This is a genomic window from Amycolatopsis decaplanina DSM 44594, assembly GCF_000342005.1.
Taxonomy (GTDB): Bacteria; Actinomycetota; Actinomycetes; order Mycobacteriales; family Pseudonocardiaceae; genus Amycolatopsis; species Amycolatopsis decaplanina.
Window position 1 is genome coordinate 1 of sequence record NZ_AOHO01000048.1, and the last position, 15,453, is coordinate 15,453.

Annotated in this window: 17 protein-coding genes and 1 pseudogene; 10 read left to right on the forward strand and 8 right to left on the reverse strand. The window is 68.5% G+C overall.

The features are described 5' to 3' along the window. Nucleotides 1-267: pseudogene (locus H074_RS12530) on the forward strand (hypothetical protein); the annotation flags it as partial. Here the strand turns inward: H074_RS12530 and H074_RS12535 are convergent. Together H074_RS12535 and crgA are read right to left on the reverse strand one after the other, a co-directional pair. Continuing rightward, nucleotides 252-629: a PH domain-containing protein gene (locus H074_RS12535; protein ID WP_007030412.1), complete on the reverse strand. Its 378-nt coding sequence runs from the start codon at nucleotides 627-629 to the stop codon at nucleotides 252-254. The pseudogene H074_RS12530 and the gene H074_RS12535 overlap by 16 nt on opposite strands. Before the next feature lie 118 nt (nucleotides 630-747). Continuing rightward, complete coding sequence (crgA, locus tag H074_RS12540; RefSeq protein WP_005161856.1) at nucleotides 748-1,014, reverse strand: cell division protein CrgA; 267 nt, start codon at nucleotides 1,012-1,014, stop codon at nucleotides 748-750. 211 nt (nucleotides 1,015-1,225) lie between these two features. On the opposite strand from crgA, the gene H074_RS12545 reads away from it, so the two are divergent. From H074_RS12545 to H074_RS12550, 3 genes are read left to right on the forward strand one after another with little or no spacing between them, the layout of a single operon-like run. Further along, complete coding sequence (locus H074_RS12545) at nucleotides 1,226-2,344, forward strand: class E sortase (protein WP_338022437.1); 1,119 nt, start codon at nucleotides 1,226-1,228, stop codon at nucleotides 2,342-2,344. Next, nucleotides 2,344-2,499 carry a hypothetical protein gene (locus H074_RS40980; RefSeq protein WP_005161850.1) on the forward strand — a complete coding sequence of 52 codons (156 nt, stop codon included), beginning with the start codon at nucleotides 2,344-2,346 and terminating at the stop codon, nucleotides 2,497-2,499. The genes H074_RS12545 and H074_RS40980 overlap by 1 nt, the downstream gene beginning before the upstream one ends. After that, the gene (locus H074_RS12550) at nucleotides 2,472-3,479 is read left to right on the forward strand and encodes an LLM class flavin-dependent oxidoreductase (protein ID WP_007030414.1); all 1,008 of its coding nucleotides are present in this window, start codon (nucleotides 2,472-2,474) and stop codon (nucleotides 3,477-3,479) included. Before H074_RS40980 ends, H074_RS12550 begins: the two co-directional genes overlap by 28 nt. On the opposite strand, the gene H074_RS12555 is transcribed toward H074_RS12550, so the two are convergent. The 3 genes from H074_RS12555 to H074_RS12565 all read right to left on the reverse strand — a co-directional run bounded on the left by H074_RS12555 (nucleotide 3,476) and on the right by H074_RS12565 (nucleotide 5,438). Beyond that, nucleotides 3,476-3,868 (reverse strand): SCO5389 family protein, encoded by a 393-nt coding sequence (locus H074_RS12555; protein ID WP_005161845.1) that lies wholly within the window; start codon nucleotides 3,866-3,868, stop codon nucleotides 3,476-3,478. The genes H074_RS12550 and H074_RS12555 overlap by 4 nt on opposite strands. Before the next feature lie 110 nt (nucleotides 3,869-3,978). Continuing rightward, nucleotides 3,979-4,713, reverse strand: coding sequence for an ABC transporter permease (locus H074_RS12560; protein ID WP_007030415.1), 735 nt, complete (start codon nucleotides 4,711-4,713; stop codon nucleotides 3,979-3,981). Between the two features lie 14 nt (nucleotides 4,714-4,727). Continuing rightward, nucleotides 4,728-5,438: an ABC transporter ATP-binding protein gene (locus H074_RS12565; protein WP_007030416.1), complete on the reverse strand. Its 711-nt coding sequence runs from the start codon at nucleotides 5,436-5,438 to the stop codon at nucleotides 4,728-4,730. A 133-nt stretch (nucleotides 5,439-5,571) separates the two neighbouring features. On the opposite strand from H074_RS12565, the gene H074_RS12570 reads away from it, so the two are divergent. Together H074_RS12570 and H074_RS12575 are read left to right on the forward strand one after the other, a co-directional pair. Next, nucleotides 5,572-7,422, forward strand: a complete 1,851-nt coding sequence (locus H074_RS12570; protein WP_007030417.1) for a sensor histidine kinase — start codon at nucleotides 5,572-5,574, stop codon at nucleotides 7,420-7,422. Continuing rightward, the gene (locus H074_RS12575; RefSeq protein WP_039922305.1) at nucleotides 7,362-8,018 is read left to right on the forward strand and encodes a response regulator; all 657 of its coding nucleotides are present in this window, start codon (nucleotides 7,362-7,364) and stop codon (nucleotides 8,016-8,018) included. Before H074_RS12570 ends, H074_RS12575 begins: the two co-directional genes overlap by 61 nt. Before the next feature lie 52 nt (nucleotides 8,019-8,070). Here the strand turns inward: H074_RS12575 and H074_RS12580 are convergent, their stop codons facing one another. After that, the gene (locus H074_RS12580; protein ID WP_007030419.1) at nucleotides 8,071-9,399 is read right to left on the reverse strand and encodes a ferredoxin--NADP reductase domain-containing protein; all 1,329 of its coding nucleotides are present in this window, start codon (nucleotides 9,397-9,399) and stop codon (nucleotides 8,071-8,073) included. 111 nt (nucleotides 9,400-9,510) lie between these two features. Here H074_RS12580 and H074_RS12585 point away from each other — a divergent pair, with 111 nt between their 5' ends. From H074_RS12585 to H074_RS12600, 4 genes are read left to right on the forward strand one after another with little or no spacing between them, the layout of a single operon-like run. Then, nucleotides 9,511-10,155: an aminodeoxychorismate/anthranilate synthase component II gene (locus H074_RS12585; protein WP_007030420.1), complete on the forward strand. Its 645-nt coding sequence runs from the start codon at nucleotides 9,511-9,513 to the stop codon at nucleotides 10,153-10,155. Then, nucleotides 10,152-10,964 (forward strand): ABC transporter ATP-binding protein, encoded by an 813-nt coding sequence (locus H074_RS12590; RefSeq protein ID WP_007030421.1) that lies wholly within the window; start codon nucleotides 10,152-10,154, stop codon nucleotides 10,962-10,964. Before H074_RS12585 ends, H074_RS12590 begins: the two co-directional genes overlap by 4 nt. Continuing rightward, on the forward strand, nucleotides 10,952-11,596 hold the full coding sequence (locus tag H074_RS12595; protein WP_007030422.1) for a hypothetical protein: 645 nt from the start codon (nucleotides 10,952-10,954) through the stop codon (nucleotides 11,594-11,596). The genes H074_RS12590 and H074_RS12595 overlap by 13 nt, the downstream gene beginning before the upstream one ends. Beyond that, entirely contained in the window at nucleotides 11,596-12,135 is a 540-nt protein-coding gene (locus H074_RS12600) for an AAA family ATPase (RefSeq protein WP_007030423.1), read from the forward strand. Before H074_RS12595 ends, H074_RS12600 begins: the two co-directional genes overlap by 1 nt. A 51-nt stretch (nucleotides 12,136-12,186) precedes the next feature. On the opposite strand, the gene pknB is transcribed toward H074_RS12600, so the two are convergent. After that, nucleotides 12,187-14,148 (reverse strand): Stk1 family PASTA domain-containing Ser/Thr kinase, encoded by a 1,962-nt coding sequence (gene pknB / locus H074_RS12605; protein ID WP_007030424.1) that lies wholly within the window; start codon nucleotides 14,146-14,148, stop codon nucleotides 12,187-12,189. Further along, a complete protein-coding gene (locus H074_RS12610) occupies nucleotides 14,145-15,452 on the reverse strand; it encodes a protein kinase domain-containing protein (protein ID WP_007030425.1) in 1,308 nt (435 codons plus the stop codon). Before H074_RS12610 ends, pknB begins: the two co-directional genes overlap by 4 nt. Between the last annotated feature and the right edge of the window lies 1 nt (nucleotide 15,453).

Genomic DNA, 15,453 nt, shown 5'->3' on the forward strand with positions numbered 1-15,453 from the left:
CAGACCGTCGGCACGACGGGTCCGGGCGCGGCAACCGGCTGGGAGATCACCGCGGGCCAGGCGGTGGTCGAGGATCAGCGGCCCCGGCACGTCAAGGCGAAGTTCAGCGGGTCGCTGCGGACCTGCGTCGTCAAGATCAATCCGATCTGCTCGCCGGCCTCGCCGTACGAGATCTTCGGGGAGTACGCGCCGCCCGCGGTCGGTCCGGCCGTCCCGGGCTGGTCACACGGTCCGAACGGCGACGTCCACTACTACGACAACGCCTGACCCTTGAGGGCGGTGAGGACGTCCAGGACGTCCCTGGGGTCCTCACCGAGGTCGATCCGGCCGAACACCAGCAGGTGTTCGCCGGATTCGACCTCGAGGGTCAGGCTGTCCCGGCCGAGCCGCCGCGTCGTGCGCAGCCGGAGCCGGGCTTCGGTCCAGGAGTAGCGGTGCGCGCCGCCGACCGTCCTGGCCAGGATTCCACCGGGACCGGCGGCCAGCCGGGGACGGAGCAGGGTGCCGTGCAGTGCGAGCGCGCCCACGGAGAGCATCGCGACCCCTGTCAGCACGGTGCCGCCGATGTCGCCGCCGAAGGCCAGCCACAGCACGCCTGCCAGCAACAACAGGGTGATCAGCCAGGCCACTACCACAACGTTCTGCCGCGGCGCCCACGAGGTGGGGTAGTTATCCACAGGGGTTATCCACACTGGGGATGAGTCACACCGGTGTAATTCGGCGTCAAGCCGCCATTCGGGGTAATGCTCACCGCCACCGCATCGTCATGAGCAACCCGGCGATCATCAGCACGAAACCGATGGCGAAGTTCGTGTTGCCCAGATCCGCCATGAAGGGGATCTTGTCGCCCGCGATGTAGTTGACGACCAGCCACAACAGGCCGATCAGCATGAGGCCGAACATCACGATCTTGTAGAACAGGTTCGACGGGCCCGCGGCCTTGACCTTCACCGGCGTACGGCGGTCGGTCGGCGGGGTGTACGCCGTCTTCTTACGGACCTTGGACTTCGGCATCGTGTTCCTCGCGTACTGTTCGGCTTCCCTGGTGGCGATGACCCGCTTTCGGGTGCGCAACCAGCGTCACGTGCACACGTTAACGTAAACGAGCGCCGCTGGGCACCGTCCGGGACCGGTCGATTCCCCGCACTGTGACAATGGTGTCACACACGGTTCGACACTGTGCTGGTTCGGCACTGCGGCTTGGTTCGAGACTGAGGAGCTTTGCGTGGCTGAGCGGGAAGAGCCGGGCGGGGACCGACGGCGGTACGCCGAAGGAGCACCCGGCGGGAGCCGTCCGGCGCAGCGCCGGAGGCCGCAAGAAGACGCGGCCGTGCCGCGCCGAAGCCAGGGAGCGGCTCCGACGCCTCGGCCAAGGCCGCAGGACGGCAGGGCGTACGACGGACCGCCGCCGCGCCGCCGGATGGACGCGCCGCCGCCACGCCGTCGTCCCGCGCCGCCGGGGTCGACCGAGGAGACCGTCGTCTTCGAACCGGTCGGCGGTGGCACCGCGACCGAGGAACGCCCGCCGCCGAGGGAATTGGGCAAGGGCGGCGTCGCCATCCGGACCGTGGGCGAACTCCTCATCACCGCGGGCCTCGTGGTGCTGCTGTTCATGGTCTACGAGGTCTACGTGACCGACCTCTTCTCCGCGGGCAAGCAGTCCGAGGCCAGTTCCGAACTGGACGGCGAGTGGGGCAAGGACCGGCAGCTGCATCCGGAACTGGTCGACGGGAAGGCGTTCGCCAGGATCCACATCCCGGTGTTCGGCGCCGACTTCAACTTCACCATCCAGGAAGGCACCACCGAGGCCGCCCTCGAAGTCGGCCCCGGCCACTACAAGGGCACCGCGCTGCCGGGCGAACCGGGCAACTTCGCGGTCGCAGGGCACCGCGTCGGCAAGGGTGCGCCGTTCAACGACCTGGACAACCTCAGCTCGTGCGACCAGATCGTCATCGAGACGCAGACCGACTTCTACATCTACAAGGTCCTGCCGTACAAGGACGAGGTCGAAGGCTGGGCGGCGGGCAAGGGTGCCCAGCCGAAGTGCGCCCGCGTGGGGACGCTGCGCGACCCGAACGCCGTCGACGGCGGTCCCTACGGCGAGACCAACGGCCGCCGTATCGTGTTCCCGACCAAGGGCGACACGGTGAACCCGGTGCCGTACAAGGATCCGGAAATCCTCCCGAAGGCCGAGCAGGTCTCGCTGCTCACGCTGACCACGTGCCACCCGCGGTTCTCGGCGAAGGAACGGCTCATCATCCACTCGGTGCTGACCCAGCAGGTGCCGAAGAACGAGGTCGGCTCCTACGCCGAACTCCTGCCCAAGATCTCGGAGGCGCGCTGATGTACGGCTGGATCTGGCGCAAGCTGCCCGGCCCCTTCGCGGTGAAGCTGGCGACGGCCGTCGTGCTGGCGCTCGGGATCGTGGCGCTGCTGATGTTCGTCGTCTTCCCATGGCTGGAGCCGCGGCTTTGGTTCAACGAAGTGAGCGTCCAGTAGACGCGCGGTTCGGTGTCTTCCTCGTCTCCGGCCGCTTTCCCGGGCAGGAGGACGCCGATGTCCTGCGCAGGTCGGTCGACGCCGCCATCGCCGCGGAGCGGGCCGGGTTCGACGACGTGTGGTTCGCCGAGCACCACTTCATGCCGTACGGCGTCTGCCCGTCCGCGATCACTCTCGCCGCGCACGTGCTCGGCCGCACCGAGCGGATCGCCGTCGGCACCGCGGTGAGCGTGCTGTCGGTCGCGCATCCGGTGGCACTCGCCGAACAGTGGTCACTGCTCGACGCGGTTTCCGGCGGACGGCTGCGGATCGGCGTCGGTCGCGGCGGGCCGTGGCAGGACCTCGAGGTGTTCGGCACCGGGGCGTCACGCTACGAAACGGGCTTCGAGGAGAGCCTCGATCTGTTGCTCGCGGCGATGACGTCGAAGACCGTCTCGGCCGACGGTGACCACTTCCGGTTCCGTGAAGTGCCGATGGTGCCGCTGCCGGAACGCGCTCCGCGCCTGGTCGTGGCCTGCGGGGACGCCGGCTCGCGCGCGGTCCGGCTCGCCGCCGATCGCGGGCTGCCGATGCTGCTCGGGCTGCACACCGACGACGACGGCAAGATCAAAACCCTTGCCGCGTACGGGGATTCCGCCGCCGAGCACGTCTCGACGGTGATGTGCCAGGTCGGGGACGACGCGCTGGACGTCGTGCGGTCCGCGTTGCCGGGCTCCCTGAAAGAGGGATTCGCCGGGCACGTGTACCTCGACGGCAAGCGGGGGCTGGACAAGGATCCGGTGTCCTACACCGACCGGCTGTGCGAGATGCATCCGATCGGCGGTGTGGAGTACTGCGTCGACAGGCTGGGAACGAGCATCCGGCGTACCGGGGTCTCCCACGTGATCATGATGGTGGAAGCGTCCGGTACGCCGGAAGGAACGCTCGAGAACATCGCGCGGATCGGGGAAGAGGTACTACCCGCGCTGCGAAAGGGTTAGCAGTCGCGGAGTTCCGGGCTCTGGTTCAGCAGTTGCCCGCGGACCGACACGAACGCGCGGTAGCGGTCACTGTCCACTTGGGACTTCTTGAACACGGCGACGCGGTGGCAGTTCTGGAACGCCAGCTTCACGCCGAAGTGCCGTTCCAGTCCGCCGCGGATGGCGTCCGAGGCCAGCGCCCGCAGCAGCTGGCCGCGTTCGGCCTCGCTCGGCGGCGGGGTCTCGTTGTCGGCGAACCCGTCGGCCGCGCCCTCGGCCTCCGCGATGACACCGGTGATCACGGTCCAGGCGTACGGCAGGGATTCCCGGACACAGGCGACGAATTCGGCGTCGGAGACCTCCCCGCGCTCGGCCTTTTCCAGCAGCGCGGGCGATACATCCAGAGACATCGAACCTCCGAGAGAGACACAGTGAACGTGGGCCGTCTTCCTGACTACCCACCCGCGGCCCGGGCCACAAGAGAAAACGATCATCATCACCACTTTGGCGGAAGCCGTCGTCACTCCCAGCGAAAAAGCTTCGCGGCCAGGACACAACTGCCCACTGCGAAAGCCGCCAACACGGCGAGTTGGAGTGGCTGGGCGCCGCCGCCGGTCCAGGCGTCTTCGAGGGCTTTGACGCCCGGCGGGACGTACGCGCCGATGTTCTGGATGACTTCCGGCAACAGCGGACGCGGCAGGTAGACGCCGCCGAGGAACATGATCGGCAGGTAGGCGATCATCGCGATCCCGCCCGCGGCGCGGCCGGTCTTGGCGACCGACGCGGCGATCAGCCCGAAACCGAAGATCGCCGTCGTGCCGAGCACGAACGCGAGCAGGAAACCGAGCGGGTGCCGCGGCCCGGGGACGTCGAAGACGGCGGAGCCGAGCACGATCAGCAAGCCGATCCCGGCGATCGTGACGGTGACGTTGATGATCAGCTGTGTCACCAGCAGTTTCGCCGGATGCACCGGTGTGGTGGCGAGGCGGCGGAGGATGCCTTGTTCGCGGTAGGCCGCGATCACGGCCGGGATCGCCTGCAGGCCCATCACGGCGATGGTGAGCACCACCAGCGAGGGCACCCAGGCGTCGATGAACCTCATGCCCGGGGTCTTCTCGCTCTCCGTCCGTAAGGCCGGGATGGCGCCGACGCCGAGCAACAACACGGTCGGCGACAGCAGTCCCGAGATGACCCAGGCCGGCGACCGGAGCGCGAGTTTTGTTTCGGTGAAAGTGATCTTGGCGAGCGTGTGCACTGTCGTCTCCCGTTTCAGTCGCGCCCGGTCAGGGTCACAAAGGCGTCGTCCAAAGAGGTTTTCCCGGTGCGGTCGCGAAGTTCGAGCGGGCTGCCGGTGGCGACCACGCGTCCGGCGTCGAAGATCGCGAGGCGGTCGCAGAGACGTTCGGCCTCGTCCATGAAGTGCGTGACGAGCAGGACGGTGACACCGGTGTCGCGCACGGCCTCGACGAGCTTCCAGGTGTCGCGGCGGGCGTGCGGGTCCAGTCCGGTGGTCAGCTCGTCGAGGACGGCGACCTCGGGGCGCCCGACCAGCGCGAGCGCGATCGAGACGCGCTGTTTCTGGCCGCCGGAAAGCTTGCCGAAGTACTTGTTCCGCTGCTCGGTGAGCCCCAGTTTCGCGAGCAGGTCACCGGGGTCGGCGGGGTTGGCGTAGAAGGAGGCGTAGAGGTCGAGCGCCTCTTGGACCTTGAGCTTTTCCGGCAGGCGGCTCTCCTGGAGCTGGGAGCCGAGGCGCTGCTTGAGCGCCGCGTGGTCCGTCTTCGGGTCGAGACCGAGGACCGAGATGCTGCCGGAGTCCGGCGTGCGCAGTCCTTGGAGGCATTCGACGGTGGTGGTCTTGCCCGCGCCGTTGGTCCCGAGGATCCCGAAGATTTCGCCCTGTTCCACGTGGAACGAAACGTCGTCGACCGCGACGTGCTCCCCATACGTCTTGCGGAGGCTGGTGACTTCGATGAGTGGCATGCGAAAAACGCTATGGCGCAACGGACTTGGCCAGAATGGCGTTGAACCCACAACCGGGGTGGGGCTGGACCCACCCTGATCGGGGGCCTGCGGTCACTGTGCCCGGCCGGGCCGGTGGGGAAGACTTCGCCGCATGATCCGCACCTACCTCACCTCAGTGCGCCGGGGCTTCGTGCTCGCGGCCTTGGCGCTGGTGAGCTGGCTGGACCTCCTGCTCGAACTGGTGGGTTTCTGCCTGCTCTGTGTCGGCCTGGTCTTCGCCTACACACTGGCGCTCGAAGGGACACGTCCGCGTGCCGCGCTCACCCGGCGGTTGACCGGACGCTGGTGCGGTATCCAGGTCGAGCCGCCCTATCGGCCCGCCCCGCCCGAGCCGGAACGCGAGCGCGACGGCTGGTACCGCGACGGGAACAACCTGTTCAAGCGATCGTGGTTCATCAAGTGGACCAAGCGGTTCGAGTGGATCTCCGACGACCCCGCCACCGGGCGCGATCTCGGCTGGCAACTGTGGAATCCCCTGGCCGGTCTGCTGCTGGTGCCCGCGGTCCTCCTGTCCGGACCGCGTGCGCTCCGGCTGTACGGGAAGTGGACTCGCTGGTGGCTCGGACCCCGCCCGGCTCGCACCGGCGACGGCTGGATCAAGGCGAGGCTGAAGGCGCTGGGTTTCCAGATGGGGCTGTTCGCGCTTTCCGCCGCGCAACTCGGGATGGCGATCCCGACGCTGCTCATGCTGATCGGTCCGGCGCCGCTGTTCCCGGCGATGGTCGTCGCCGGCCGTTCGGTGACCGACACCCTGCGCCGCGAGGCCAAGAACTGGACCGGGGTGCGGATCGATCGCCCGTACCTGCCGGAGCCGCCGTTCCCCGTGCCGCGGGCGGACGGCATGTACCGGCACGGGCGGCAGCTGTACGACACGCCGTGGTGGCCGGCGCGGCTGGCCCGCTGGCGCTGGGTGTTGCGCGACCGCGCGACCTGGCGCGACATGGCGGGCGCGGCGGTCAACTCCGTGGTGCTGCTGCTGATGGTGCTGCCGACGGCGACGCTGGTGTTCTTCGGCTTCTGGGGGTTCCTGACGCTGTGGGTCTTGCGGCCGATCGCCCGGTGGACGGACACCTCTTGGTCGACCACGCACTGGTTCTCGATGATCGGCCTGCCCGAGGCGACGACGCACTGGCAAGCGCTCGCGCTGACTCCGGTCACCGTCGCGGCCTTCGTCGCAGGACTGTTCGCGACGCCGTGGCTCGCCCGTCTGGGAGCGCGCTTCGCGAAGCTGCTGCTGGGGCCGACAGAGGCTTCGCGGCTTGGGCAGCGTGTCGAGCGGCTGAAGCAGACGCGGACGGACGCGTCGGTCGCGCAGGCCGCCGAGCTGCGGCGGATCGAGCGGGACCTGCACGACGGGGTCCAGTCGCGGCTGGTCGCGATGGGGATGAAGCTGGGCGCGGTCGAGGCATTGATCGACAGCGATCCGGCCGCGGCGAAACGATTGGCCGCCGAGCTCCGGCAGACGTCGTCCGAGACGCTGACCGAGTTGCGGCTGCTGGTGCGAGGGATTCACCCACCGGTGTTGTCCGAGCGTGGTCTCGGTGACGCTGTGCGGGCGATGGCGCTCGACAGTCCGCTACGGGCTTCGGTGAACGGTGTCCTGCCTCGGCTGGAGCAGCCCGCTGAGGCATGCGCGTACTTCGCGGTCAGTGAGTTGCTCGGTAACGCCGCGAAGCACGGCGAGGCGCGGCGAGTGTCGATCGAACTGGGTTACGACGACGGGCTGTTGCGGATCGAGGTGACCGATGACGGGAAGGGCGGCGCGAACGCGGCCCGGGGGAGCGGGATTCGCGGGATCGAACGCAGGCTGGGCGCGTTCGACGGTACTTTTGCTCTGACCAGCCCGCTCGGCGGGCCGACGAAGGCGACCATGGAGATCCCGTGTCAGCTCGACCCCGATGCGTCGTCGCCGAGGACCAGTACCTCCTCCGAGACGGCTTGACGCATTTGCTGGCCGCGCACGGCTTCGACGTGGTCGAGGCGGTCGGTACCGGGCCGGAACTCGAGCGGGCGCTGCGTTCGCACCGGCCGGACGTTTCGGTCGTCGACGTCCGGATGCCGCCGACGCTCACCGACGAGGGTCTTCAGGTCTCGTTGGCGGTGCGGCGTGACCTTCCCGGGTTGCCGATTCTCGTTCTGTCACAACACGTCGAGCAGCTCTACGCGCGGGAGCTGCTGGCCGACGGCGCCGGCGCGATCGGCTATCTGCTGAAAGACCGGGTCTTCAACGCGGACCAGTTCATCGACGCGGTGCGGCGGGTCGCGGACGGCGGGACCGCGATGGATCCCGAGGTGATCGCGAAACTGGTGGCGGGCAACGCTTCCGACCCGCTCGCGACGCTGACCCCACGCGAACGCGAGGTGCTCGGGTTGATGGCCGAGGGCTGTTCCAACGCCGCCATCGCCGGGCGGCTGCACTTCAGCGAGGGCGCGGTGGGCAAGCACACCGCGAACATCTTCGCGAAACTCGGCATCGTCGCCTCGGACGACACGAACCGCCGCGTTCTCGCTGTTCTGACCTACCTCGGCTCGCCGTGAAGGCCTCCTTCCCTACCTTGAGCGTAGGGAAGGAGGCCTTCACGGAACGGGCTCAGCCGCGCGAGATGCGGGTCATTTCGTCGCGTTCCACGACCTTGACGCGGTCCCGGCCGTGCGGGGCGCCGAGGGATTTCTCGTGGGCGTCGAGTTTGCCCCAGCCTTCCCACGTGGTGAAGGGAATGCCGCGTTCGGTGAGGAAGCCGAGGATCGCGTCGGGGTCGTCCACGGCCGGGGCCGTGAGCTTGTCGGCGTCGGCCAGCAGGCTCGCGATCGTTTCGGCCGCGTCGCCCTTGGTGTGGCCGATGAGGCCGACCGGGCCGCGCTTGATCCAGCCGGTCACGTAGACGCCCGGTACCTGGTCCTCGTCGATGTCCAGCACCCGGCCCGCCTGGTTCGGCACGGTCCCGGTGGTGTGGTCGAACGGGACCTCCGGCAGATGCGACGACAGGTAACCTACCGCGCGGTAAACGGCCTGCACGTCCCAATCGTGGAATTCGCCGGTGCCGCGCACGTTGCCGTCACCGGTCAGTTCGGTGCGCTCGGTCCGCAGCCCGACGACCTTGCCGTCTTCGCCGAGGACTTCGGACGGCGAGTGCAGGAAGTGCAGGTGAAGCCGCTTCGGCCGGTCGCCCTGGTCACGGATCGCCCACTCCTGCAGCGTCTTCACGACCATGTCGATCTGCTTCGACGCCCGCAGCGCGGCGATGCTGCCCTCGTCGAACTCGATGTCCTCGGGGTAGACGATGACCTCGACGTTCGGCGAGTGGTCCAGCTCGCGCAGCTCCAGCGGCGTGAACTTCGCCTGAGCCGGGCCGCGGCGCCCGAACACGTGCACGTCGGTGACCGGGCTGGCCTTCAGCCCCTGGTAGACGTTGTCCGGGATGTCGGTGCTGAGCAGCTCGTCGGCGGTCTTCGCGAGGACCCGCGCCACGTCGAGCGCCACGTTCCCGACGCCGAGGACCGCGACCGAGGTCGCGTTCAGCGGCCAGGTGCGCGGCACGTCCGGGTGCCCGTCGTACCAGGAGACGAAGTCCGCGGCGCCGTAGCTGCCGTCGAGGTCGATGCCGGGGATGTCGAGCGCGCGGTCGGCCATGGCGCCGGTCGAGAAGATCACCGCGTCGTAGAACTGGCGCAGGTCGTCGAGCTTCAGGTCGGTCCCGTAGTCGACATTGCCCAGCAGCCGGATGTTCGGCTTGTCGAGGACCTTGTGCAGGGCGGTGACGATGCCCTTGATCCGGGGGTGGTCGGGCGCGACGCCGTACCGGATCAGCCCGAACGGCGCCGGCATGCGCTCGAACAGGTCGATCGTTACAGATCCAGCGCTGTCGGAGGACTTGTCGAGCAGGTCGGCCGCGTAGATGCCGGCCGGACCGGCACCCACGATGGCTACACGAAGAGAACGGCTCACTCCTACCACGGTAAGTTAGGTTCCCCTAACAATCATTGTGATCTGGCGTACGGTCCACCTGGTGGGAGCCGCTAAGCTGATTCCATGCGCGTGCTCGTCGTCGACAACTACGACAGTTTTGTCTACAACCTGGTCCAGTACCTGGCCCAGCTCGGCGCCGACTGCACCGTCTGGCGCAACGACGTCGTGGACATCGACAAGCTCGGCGAGTTCGACGCGGTGCTCGTCTCTCCCGGTCCCGGAACCCCGGAACGCGCTGGTCAGAGCATGGACGTCATCCGTAAATGCGCCGAGGAGCGCATCCCGATGCTCGGCGTCTGCCTCGGCCACCAGGCCCTCGGTGTCGTCTTCGGCGCCACTGTCGACCGCGCCCCGGAACTGCTGCACGGCAAGACCAGTCAGGTCCACCATTCGGGCGACGGAGTGCTCGCCGGGCTCCCTTCGGAATTCACCGCGACGCGGTATCACTCGCTGACCGTTTTGCCGGAAACCATCGACGACGGCGTGTTTGAGATCACAGGCCGCACGGAGTCCGGCGTGGTGATGGGCATGCGGCACCGCGAGCTGCCGCTCGAGGGCGTCCAGTTCCACCCCGAGTCCGTGCTCACCCAGGGCGGGCACCGGATGCTGGCGAACTGGATGGCTTCGGCCGGGCACCCGGTCCCCGACGCGACGGTCAACGAACTCGAACAGGCGACCCGCGCGCTGCAGAAGGCCGCTGCTGCGTGACCTCGCTGATCCGGCTCGAAGGAGTCGGAAAGCGCTACGGCCGCGGCGAACCGGTGCTCGTCGACGTCGACCTCGATGTCCCGCCGGGCCGCGTGATCGGCGTCCTCGGCTCGAACGGCTCGGGAAAGTCGACGCTTCTCAGGATCCTCGCGGCGCTTTCCCGTGAGACCTCGGGAACCGTCGTGGGCAGCCCACGTGTCGGCTACCTGCCGGACCGCTTCCCGGCGGGGCAGCGGATGAGCGCCAGGGCGTACCTGCGGCACATGGCCCGCATCGACGGACTTGCCGACTTGTCGGCAATCGATCCTCTGCTGGACAGACTGGCGCTGGTCGGCGGCCCGGACGCGCCCCTGCGGACCCTGTCGAAGGGCAACGCACAGAAGGTCGGCCTCGCCCAAGCCGTCCTGGCCGAGCCGGAACTGCTGATCCTCGACGAGCCCTGGTCCGGCCTCGACGTCGAAGCCCACGCCGTGCTCGGCGAACTCGTCGCCGAGACCAAGGCACGGGGCGCGAGCGTGGTCTTCACCGACCACCGCGCGACCGCCGTGCACGCCCACGCCGACGACGTCTACCGAATGGACGACGGCCTCCTGACCCGCGTCGAATCGGCGACGAAAGCCGAGAGCGCGACGAGGATCGTCCTTCACGGACCCGGCGGCGACTGGTCTTCGGAGCCCGGTGTGAGCCAGGCCGTGGCCGAGGGCGAGCGAGTCGTCTTGACGGTCGAAGCCGGGCAAACGGACGCCGTCCTGCTGCGCGCGCTCAACCGCGGATTCTCGGTCCGGGAGGTGGCGCCTTGCTCGCCATGACCCGCTACCACCTCGCGCTACTCGGCCATTCCCAGCGCTACCTTCCCGCGATCCTCGCCTATCTCGCGGTCAACACCGTGCTCTACACGGACCCGAAATCACCGCTGCTGCCGCAATACGGGATCAGCGCCGGTTCGCTCCTGGTGGTCTCGTGCTGGTTGACCATCGCGATGCTCGACGTCGAGGACCCGGTCCAGCGGCTGGTGACGTTCAGCCACGCACGACGCTGGCGATCGGTCCTCGGTGGCGCCACGCTGGCCGTCTTCGGCTGCGCCGCGGTGCTGATCGTCGTGACACTCGGGTGGTCGGGCCTCCGCTCCGGCGGCTTCCCGATCGGCACCCTCGCTCTCGGCGCCGCCGCGCACGCGCTGTGCGTGCTGTTCGGGATCGCGATCGGCCTGCCCTGTTCGCGGCTGCTGGTCCCGCGCGTCGGCTGGTCCGCGCTCGCCGCGATCTTCGCCCTCGCCGCCGTGCTCCTGGTGAAGTGGCTGCCGCTGGCCAACCCGCTGCTGCGTGCCTTGACCTCGCAACAACCACTGGCCGGCCCGTTCACGGTGGCCGTCGTGGCGGCGGTCGCCGCCTTGCCGCTGAGCGCGACGGCCGTCGGACTCCTGCTCCGCCGCAACGCCTGATGCCGCGTCTCATCGCGCTCAACGGTCCGCCCGCCTGCGGGAAATCGACGCTCGCCCGGCTGTACGCCGAAGACCACCCGTTGACGCTGAACCTCGACATCGACCGGATCCGCGGCCTGCTCGGCGCCTGGCGCGACGACCCCGCGAAAGCCGGAGTGCTCGCCAGGGACCTCGCCATGAGCGCCGCGCGCACCCATCTGCTCGCCGGCCACGACGTGATCGTCCCGCAGTTCCTCGGCCGCGCCGATCTGCTCGAACGTCTCGAAACGCTCGCCGGCGAGATGGCCGCGGACTTCCACGAGATCGTCCTTCTCGACACCAAGGACAACGTGCTCCGGCGGTTCGCCGAGCGCACGCGGGCAGCGGCCGAGCCCGAACATGTCGAGGCGCACGAGATGCTGGGCGGGCCCGAACAGCTCGCGGCGATGTACGACAGGCTCGTGGCCCTCATCGCCACGCGACCGAAGGCGGTTGTGGTGCACACCAGTGCCGGGCGGATTCAGCAGGCCTACCGAGGACTTCTCGAACAGCTGACCTGAAAAGGGCCCCGCACGGAAACCGTGCGGGGCCCTCTCACGTTCAGCGCTTGATCACGGAGGCGGGAAGAGCCGTGAACTCGACGACGTCGGCGTCTCGTCGCCTTCGACGATGAACAGCGTGACCGGTGCGTTCTTCGCGACCTTCGAACCGGCCTGCGGGTTGGTCTTGCTGACCTTGCCCGCCAGGTCCCGGTCACCGTTCTTGTCGGCCTGCGTGTCCAGGTTGCCGGTCCAGCCCAGCTGCTGCAGCTGGCGCGTCGCCTGCTCCTCGGTCATGCCCTTCAGGTTCGGCATGTCGAAGGTCTCCTGGCCGCCATTCGACACGGACAGCTTGACCACACTGCCGACGGGGACCTTGCCGCCGTTCGGGGTCTGATCGATCACCGTGCCCTTGGGCTGGTCGGAGTCCACGTTGGTGACCTGCGGGGTGAACCCGGCCGCCTTCAACCCGGCCTCGGCCTCGGCCTGAGTCTTGCCCTTGTAGTTCGGGACCGTCTTCAGTTCCTGGGACTTGGCGACCGTGATGTCGACCTTGGCCCCCTGATCGACCTCGGCCTGCGCGGCCGGGTTCTGTGACGTGACCTTGCCGGCTTCGTTCGGGTCGGTGCTCTCTTCCTCGGTGGTCGCGCCGAGCTTCAGTCCTGCTTCGGTCAGCGCAGCAAGAGCCTCGGCCGCGGTCTTGCCCTTGAGGTCCGGCGTCTTGACCTTGCTCGGCTTCGCGCCGACGGTCAGCGTGATCTTGTCCGAGGTCGGCCTCACCTGCCCCTGGTCCGGGCTGATCGCGATGACCTTGTCGATGTCGTTCTCGTCGCAGGCGGGCAGCCCGTTGACGGCCTCCCCGGTGCAAGGCACCTTCTTGGTCGGCTCGAACGAGTCGAACCCGGCGGTCCGGAGCGTCTCCTTCGCCTTGAGTTCGGACTGGCCCACGACCGTCGGGATCGCCTTGCTCTCCGCGCCGGTGTCGCGGAACGCGCCCATCAGCCACATGATCAGCAGCACGATGGCCGCCAGCGACACCACGAGACCGGCGATCAACCAGGCACGGCGCTTCTTCTTCGCGGCCGGGTCTTCGTCGTCTTCCTCGTACTGGTCGTAGCGCTGCGGCACCCGGCGGTCGGAGTCCATGACCTGGGTGCGCTCGTCCTCCGACATCACCATCGGCGCGGACGGCCGCTGGCCGGACAGCGTGCGGACCAGATCCGAACGCATCTCCGCCGACGACTGGTACCGGTTCGCCGGGCCCTTCGCGAGCGCCTTGAGCACGACGGCGTCGAGTTCCGGCGCCACGGCCGGGTTCACCGACGACGGCGGGTTCGGGTCTTCCCGGACGTGCTGGTACGCCACCGCCACGGGCGAGTCACCGGTGAACGGCGGTTCGCCGGTGACGAGTTCGTACAGCACGCAACCGGCGGCGTAGACGTCGGAACGCGCGTCGACGGACTCACCGCGGGCCTGCTCCGGCGACAGATACTGCGCTGTGCCGATCACCGCGGCGGTCTGCGTCATCGCGGACTGCCCGTCGTGCATGGCGCGCGCGATGCCGAAGTCCATCACCTTGACGGCGCCGTTCTTCGTGATCATCACGTTCGCCGGTTTGACGTCGCGGTGCACGATCCCGTGCCGGTGCGAGAAGTCCAGCGCCGCGCAGACGTCGGCCATGACCTCCATCGCCCGCTTCTGCGACATCGGCCCTTCGGTCTTCACGATGTCCCGCAGAGTCCGTCCTTCGACGTACTCCATCACGATGTAGGGCAGCGGGCCGAACTCGGTGTTCGTCTCTCCGGTGTCGTAGACGGCGACGATCGCCGGGTGGTTCAGTGCCGCCGCGTTCTGTGCCTCGCGACGGAAACGTTCTTGGAACTGGGGATCCCGCGCCAGGTCGGCACGCAGGATCTTGATCGCCACCTCCCGGCCCAGGCGCACGTCGTGGCCGTGGTGGACCTCGGACATGCCTCCATAGCCGAGCGTCTCGCCCAGCTCGTAGCGGTTGCTGAGCAGTCTTGGTGTGCTCATCTCTGCGTGCCGTTCCATTCCGTCCAAGGTTTGCTGCTCATCATTCCTGGATTCGCCTGTCCGGCCGGCTCCTCGGTGCCGCCCTCCGTCGGCACCGCGGGGTATGCGGATGTCGGCGAAAGACCTTCAGGCTTCTTACCCGGAGCCGGTGCCTGTTCACTCGTTTCCACGCCGCCCGACCGCGGTCCGTTGCCCGAACCGACCAGTCTCACGATGAGGAACGCTCCTGCCACCAGTACTGCGATCAGGATCACCGCGAGCAGCACCCACCAGCCCCATTGCGGCCGTCTGCCCGGCAGCCGGCGGACCGCCATCGGCGGCGGGCCGGTGACCGGGTGCATCGCCGGATGCGACGCCGGCCCGACGGCCGCCATCGGGTTCGGCGGCGAATGCGGGCCGGGCGGCATCTGCTGCGGCATCACGGGCTGACCGGCCGAGTAGGCCACGTTGACCAGCCCGGACGGCGTCGGCAGCGGCAGACCGGCGCGGACCGCCGCGACAGCGGCCGCGAACTCGCCGCCGTTGTTGTACCGCTGTCTCGGATCCTTGATCAGGGTCGCTTCGATGACCGCGCGGGTGCCCGGCGGCACGTCCGGCGGCAGCGGCGGCGGGAGGTCGCGGATGTGCATCATCGCGACGGTCACCGCGTTCTCCGACAGGAACGGCCGGTGCCCGGTGAGGCATTCGTAGCCGCACACGGCCAGCGAGTAGACGTCGCTCGCCGGTTCGGCGTTGTGCCCGAGCGCCTGCTCGGGGGCGATGTAGTGGGCGGTGCCCATGACCATGCCGGACCTGGTCACCGGAGCGGCGTCGGCGGCCTTCGCGACACCGAAGTCGGTGATCTTCACTTGTCCGGCCGGGGTCACCATGATGTTGCCCGGTTTGACGTCGCGGTGCACGAGACCGGTTTCGTGCGCGGCCTGCAGCGCGTTACCGGCCTGCTCGAGAATGTCCAGGGTGCGCTCGGCGTTCAGCCGTCCTTCGCGAGCGATGATCGCGGCCAGCGGATCGCCTTCGACCAGCTCCATCACCAGATACGCGATCGACAGCTCGTCCGCGACCGTCTCGCCGTAGTCGTGCACCGCGGCGATGCCGGGGTGGTTCAGCGACGCGGTCATCCGCGCCTCTGTCCGGAACCGGTGCAGGAACTCCGCGTCGCCGGACAGCTCCGCCTTCAGGATCTTGACCGCGACCGTCCGGTCCAGCCGCGTGTCACTGGCCTGCCAGACCTCGCCCATCCCGCCGACGGCGATCCGGTTCGTCAGCTTGTACCGGTCGGCCAGCAGCTGACCCGAGGACAGCATC

Coding starts and splice junctions, on each gene's coding strand:
- H074_RS12570 (WP_007030417.1), top strand. CDS start 5,572: ATGATCCGCACCTACCTCACCTCAGTGCGCCGGGGCTTCGTGCTCGCG.
- H074_RS40980 (WP_005161850.1), top strand. CDS start 2,344: ATGTACGGCTGGATCTGGCGCAAGCTGCCCGGCCCCTTCGCGGTGAAG.
- pknB (WP_007030424.1), bottom strand. CDS start 14,148: ATGAGCACACCAAGACTGCTCAGCAACCGCTACGAGCTGGGCGAGACG.
- H074_RS12610 (WP_007030425.1), bottom strand. CDS start 15,452: ATGCTGTCCTCGGGTCAGCTGCTGGCCGACCGGTACAAGCTGACGAAC.
- H074_RS12555 (WP_005161845.1), bottom strand. CDS start 3,868: ATGTCTCTGGATGTATCGCCCGCGCTGCTGGAAAAGGCCGAGCGCGGG.
- H074_RS12565 (WP_007030416.1), bottom strand. CDS start 5,438: ATGCCACTCATCGAAGTCACCAGCCTCCGCAAGACGTATGGGGAGCAC.
- H074_RS12600 (WP_007030423.1), top strand. CDS start 11,596: ATGCCGCGTCTCATCGCGCTCAACGGTCCGCCCGCCTGCGGGAAATCG.
- H074_RS12585 (WP_007030420.1), top strand. CDS start 9,511: ATGCGCGTGCTCGTCGTCGACAACTACGACAGTTTTGTCTACAACCTG.
- crgA (WP_005161856.1), bottom strand. CDS start 1,014: ATGCCGAAGTCCAAGGTCCGTAAGAAGACGGCGTACACCCCGCCGACC.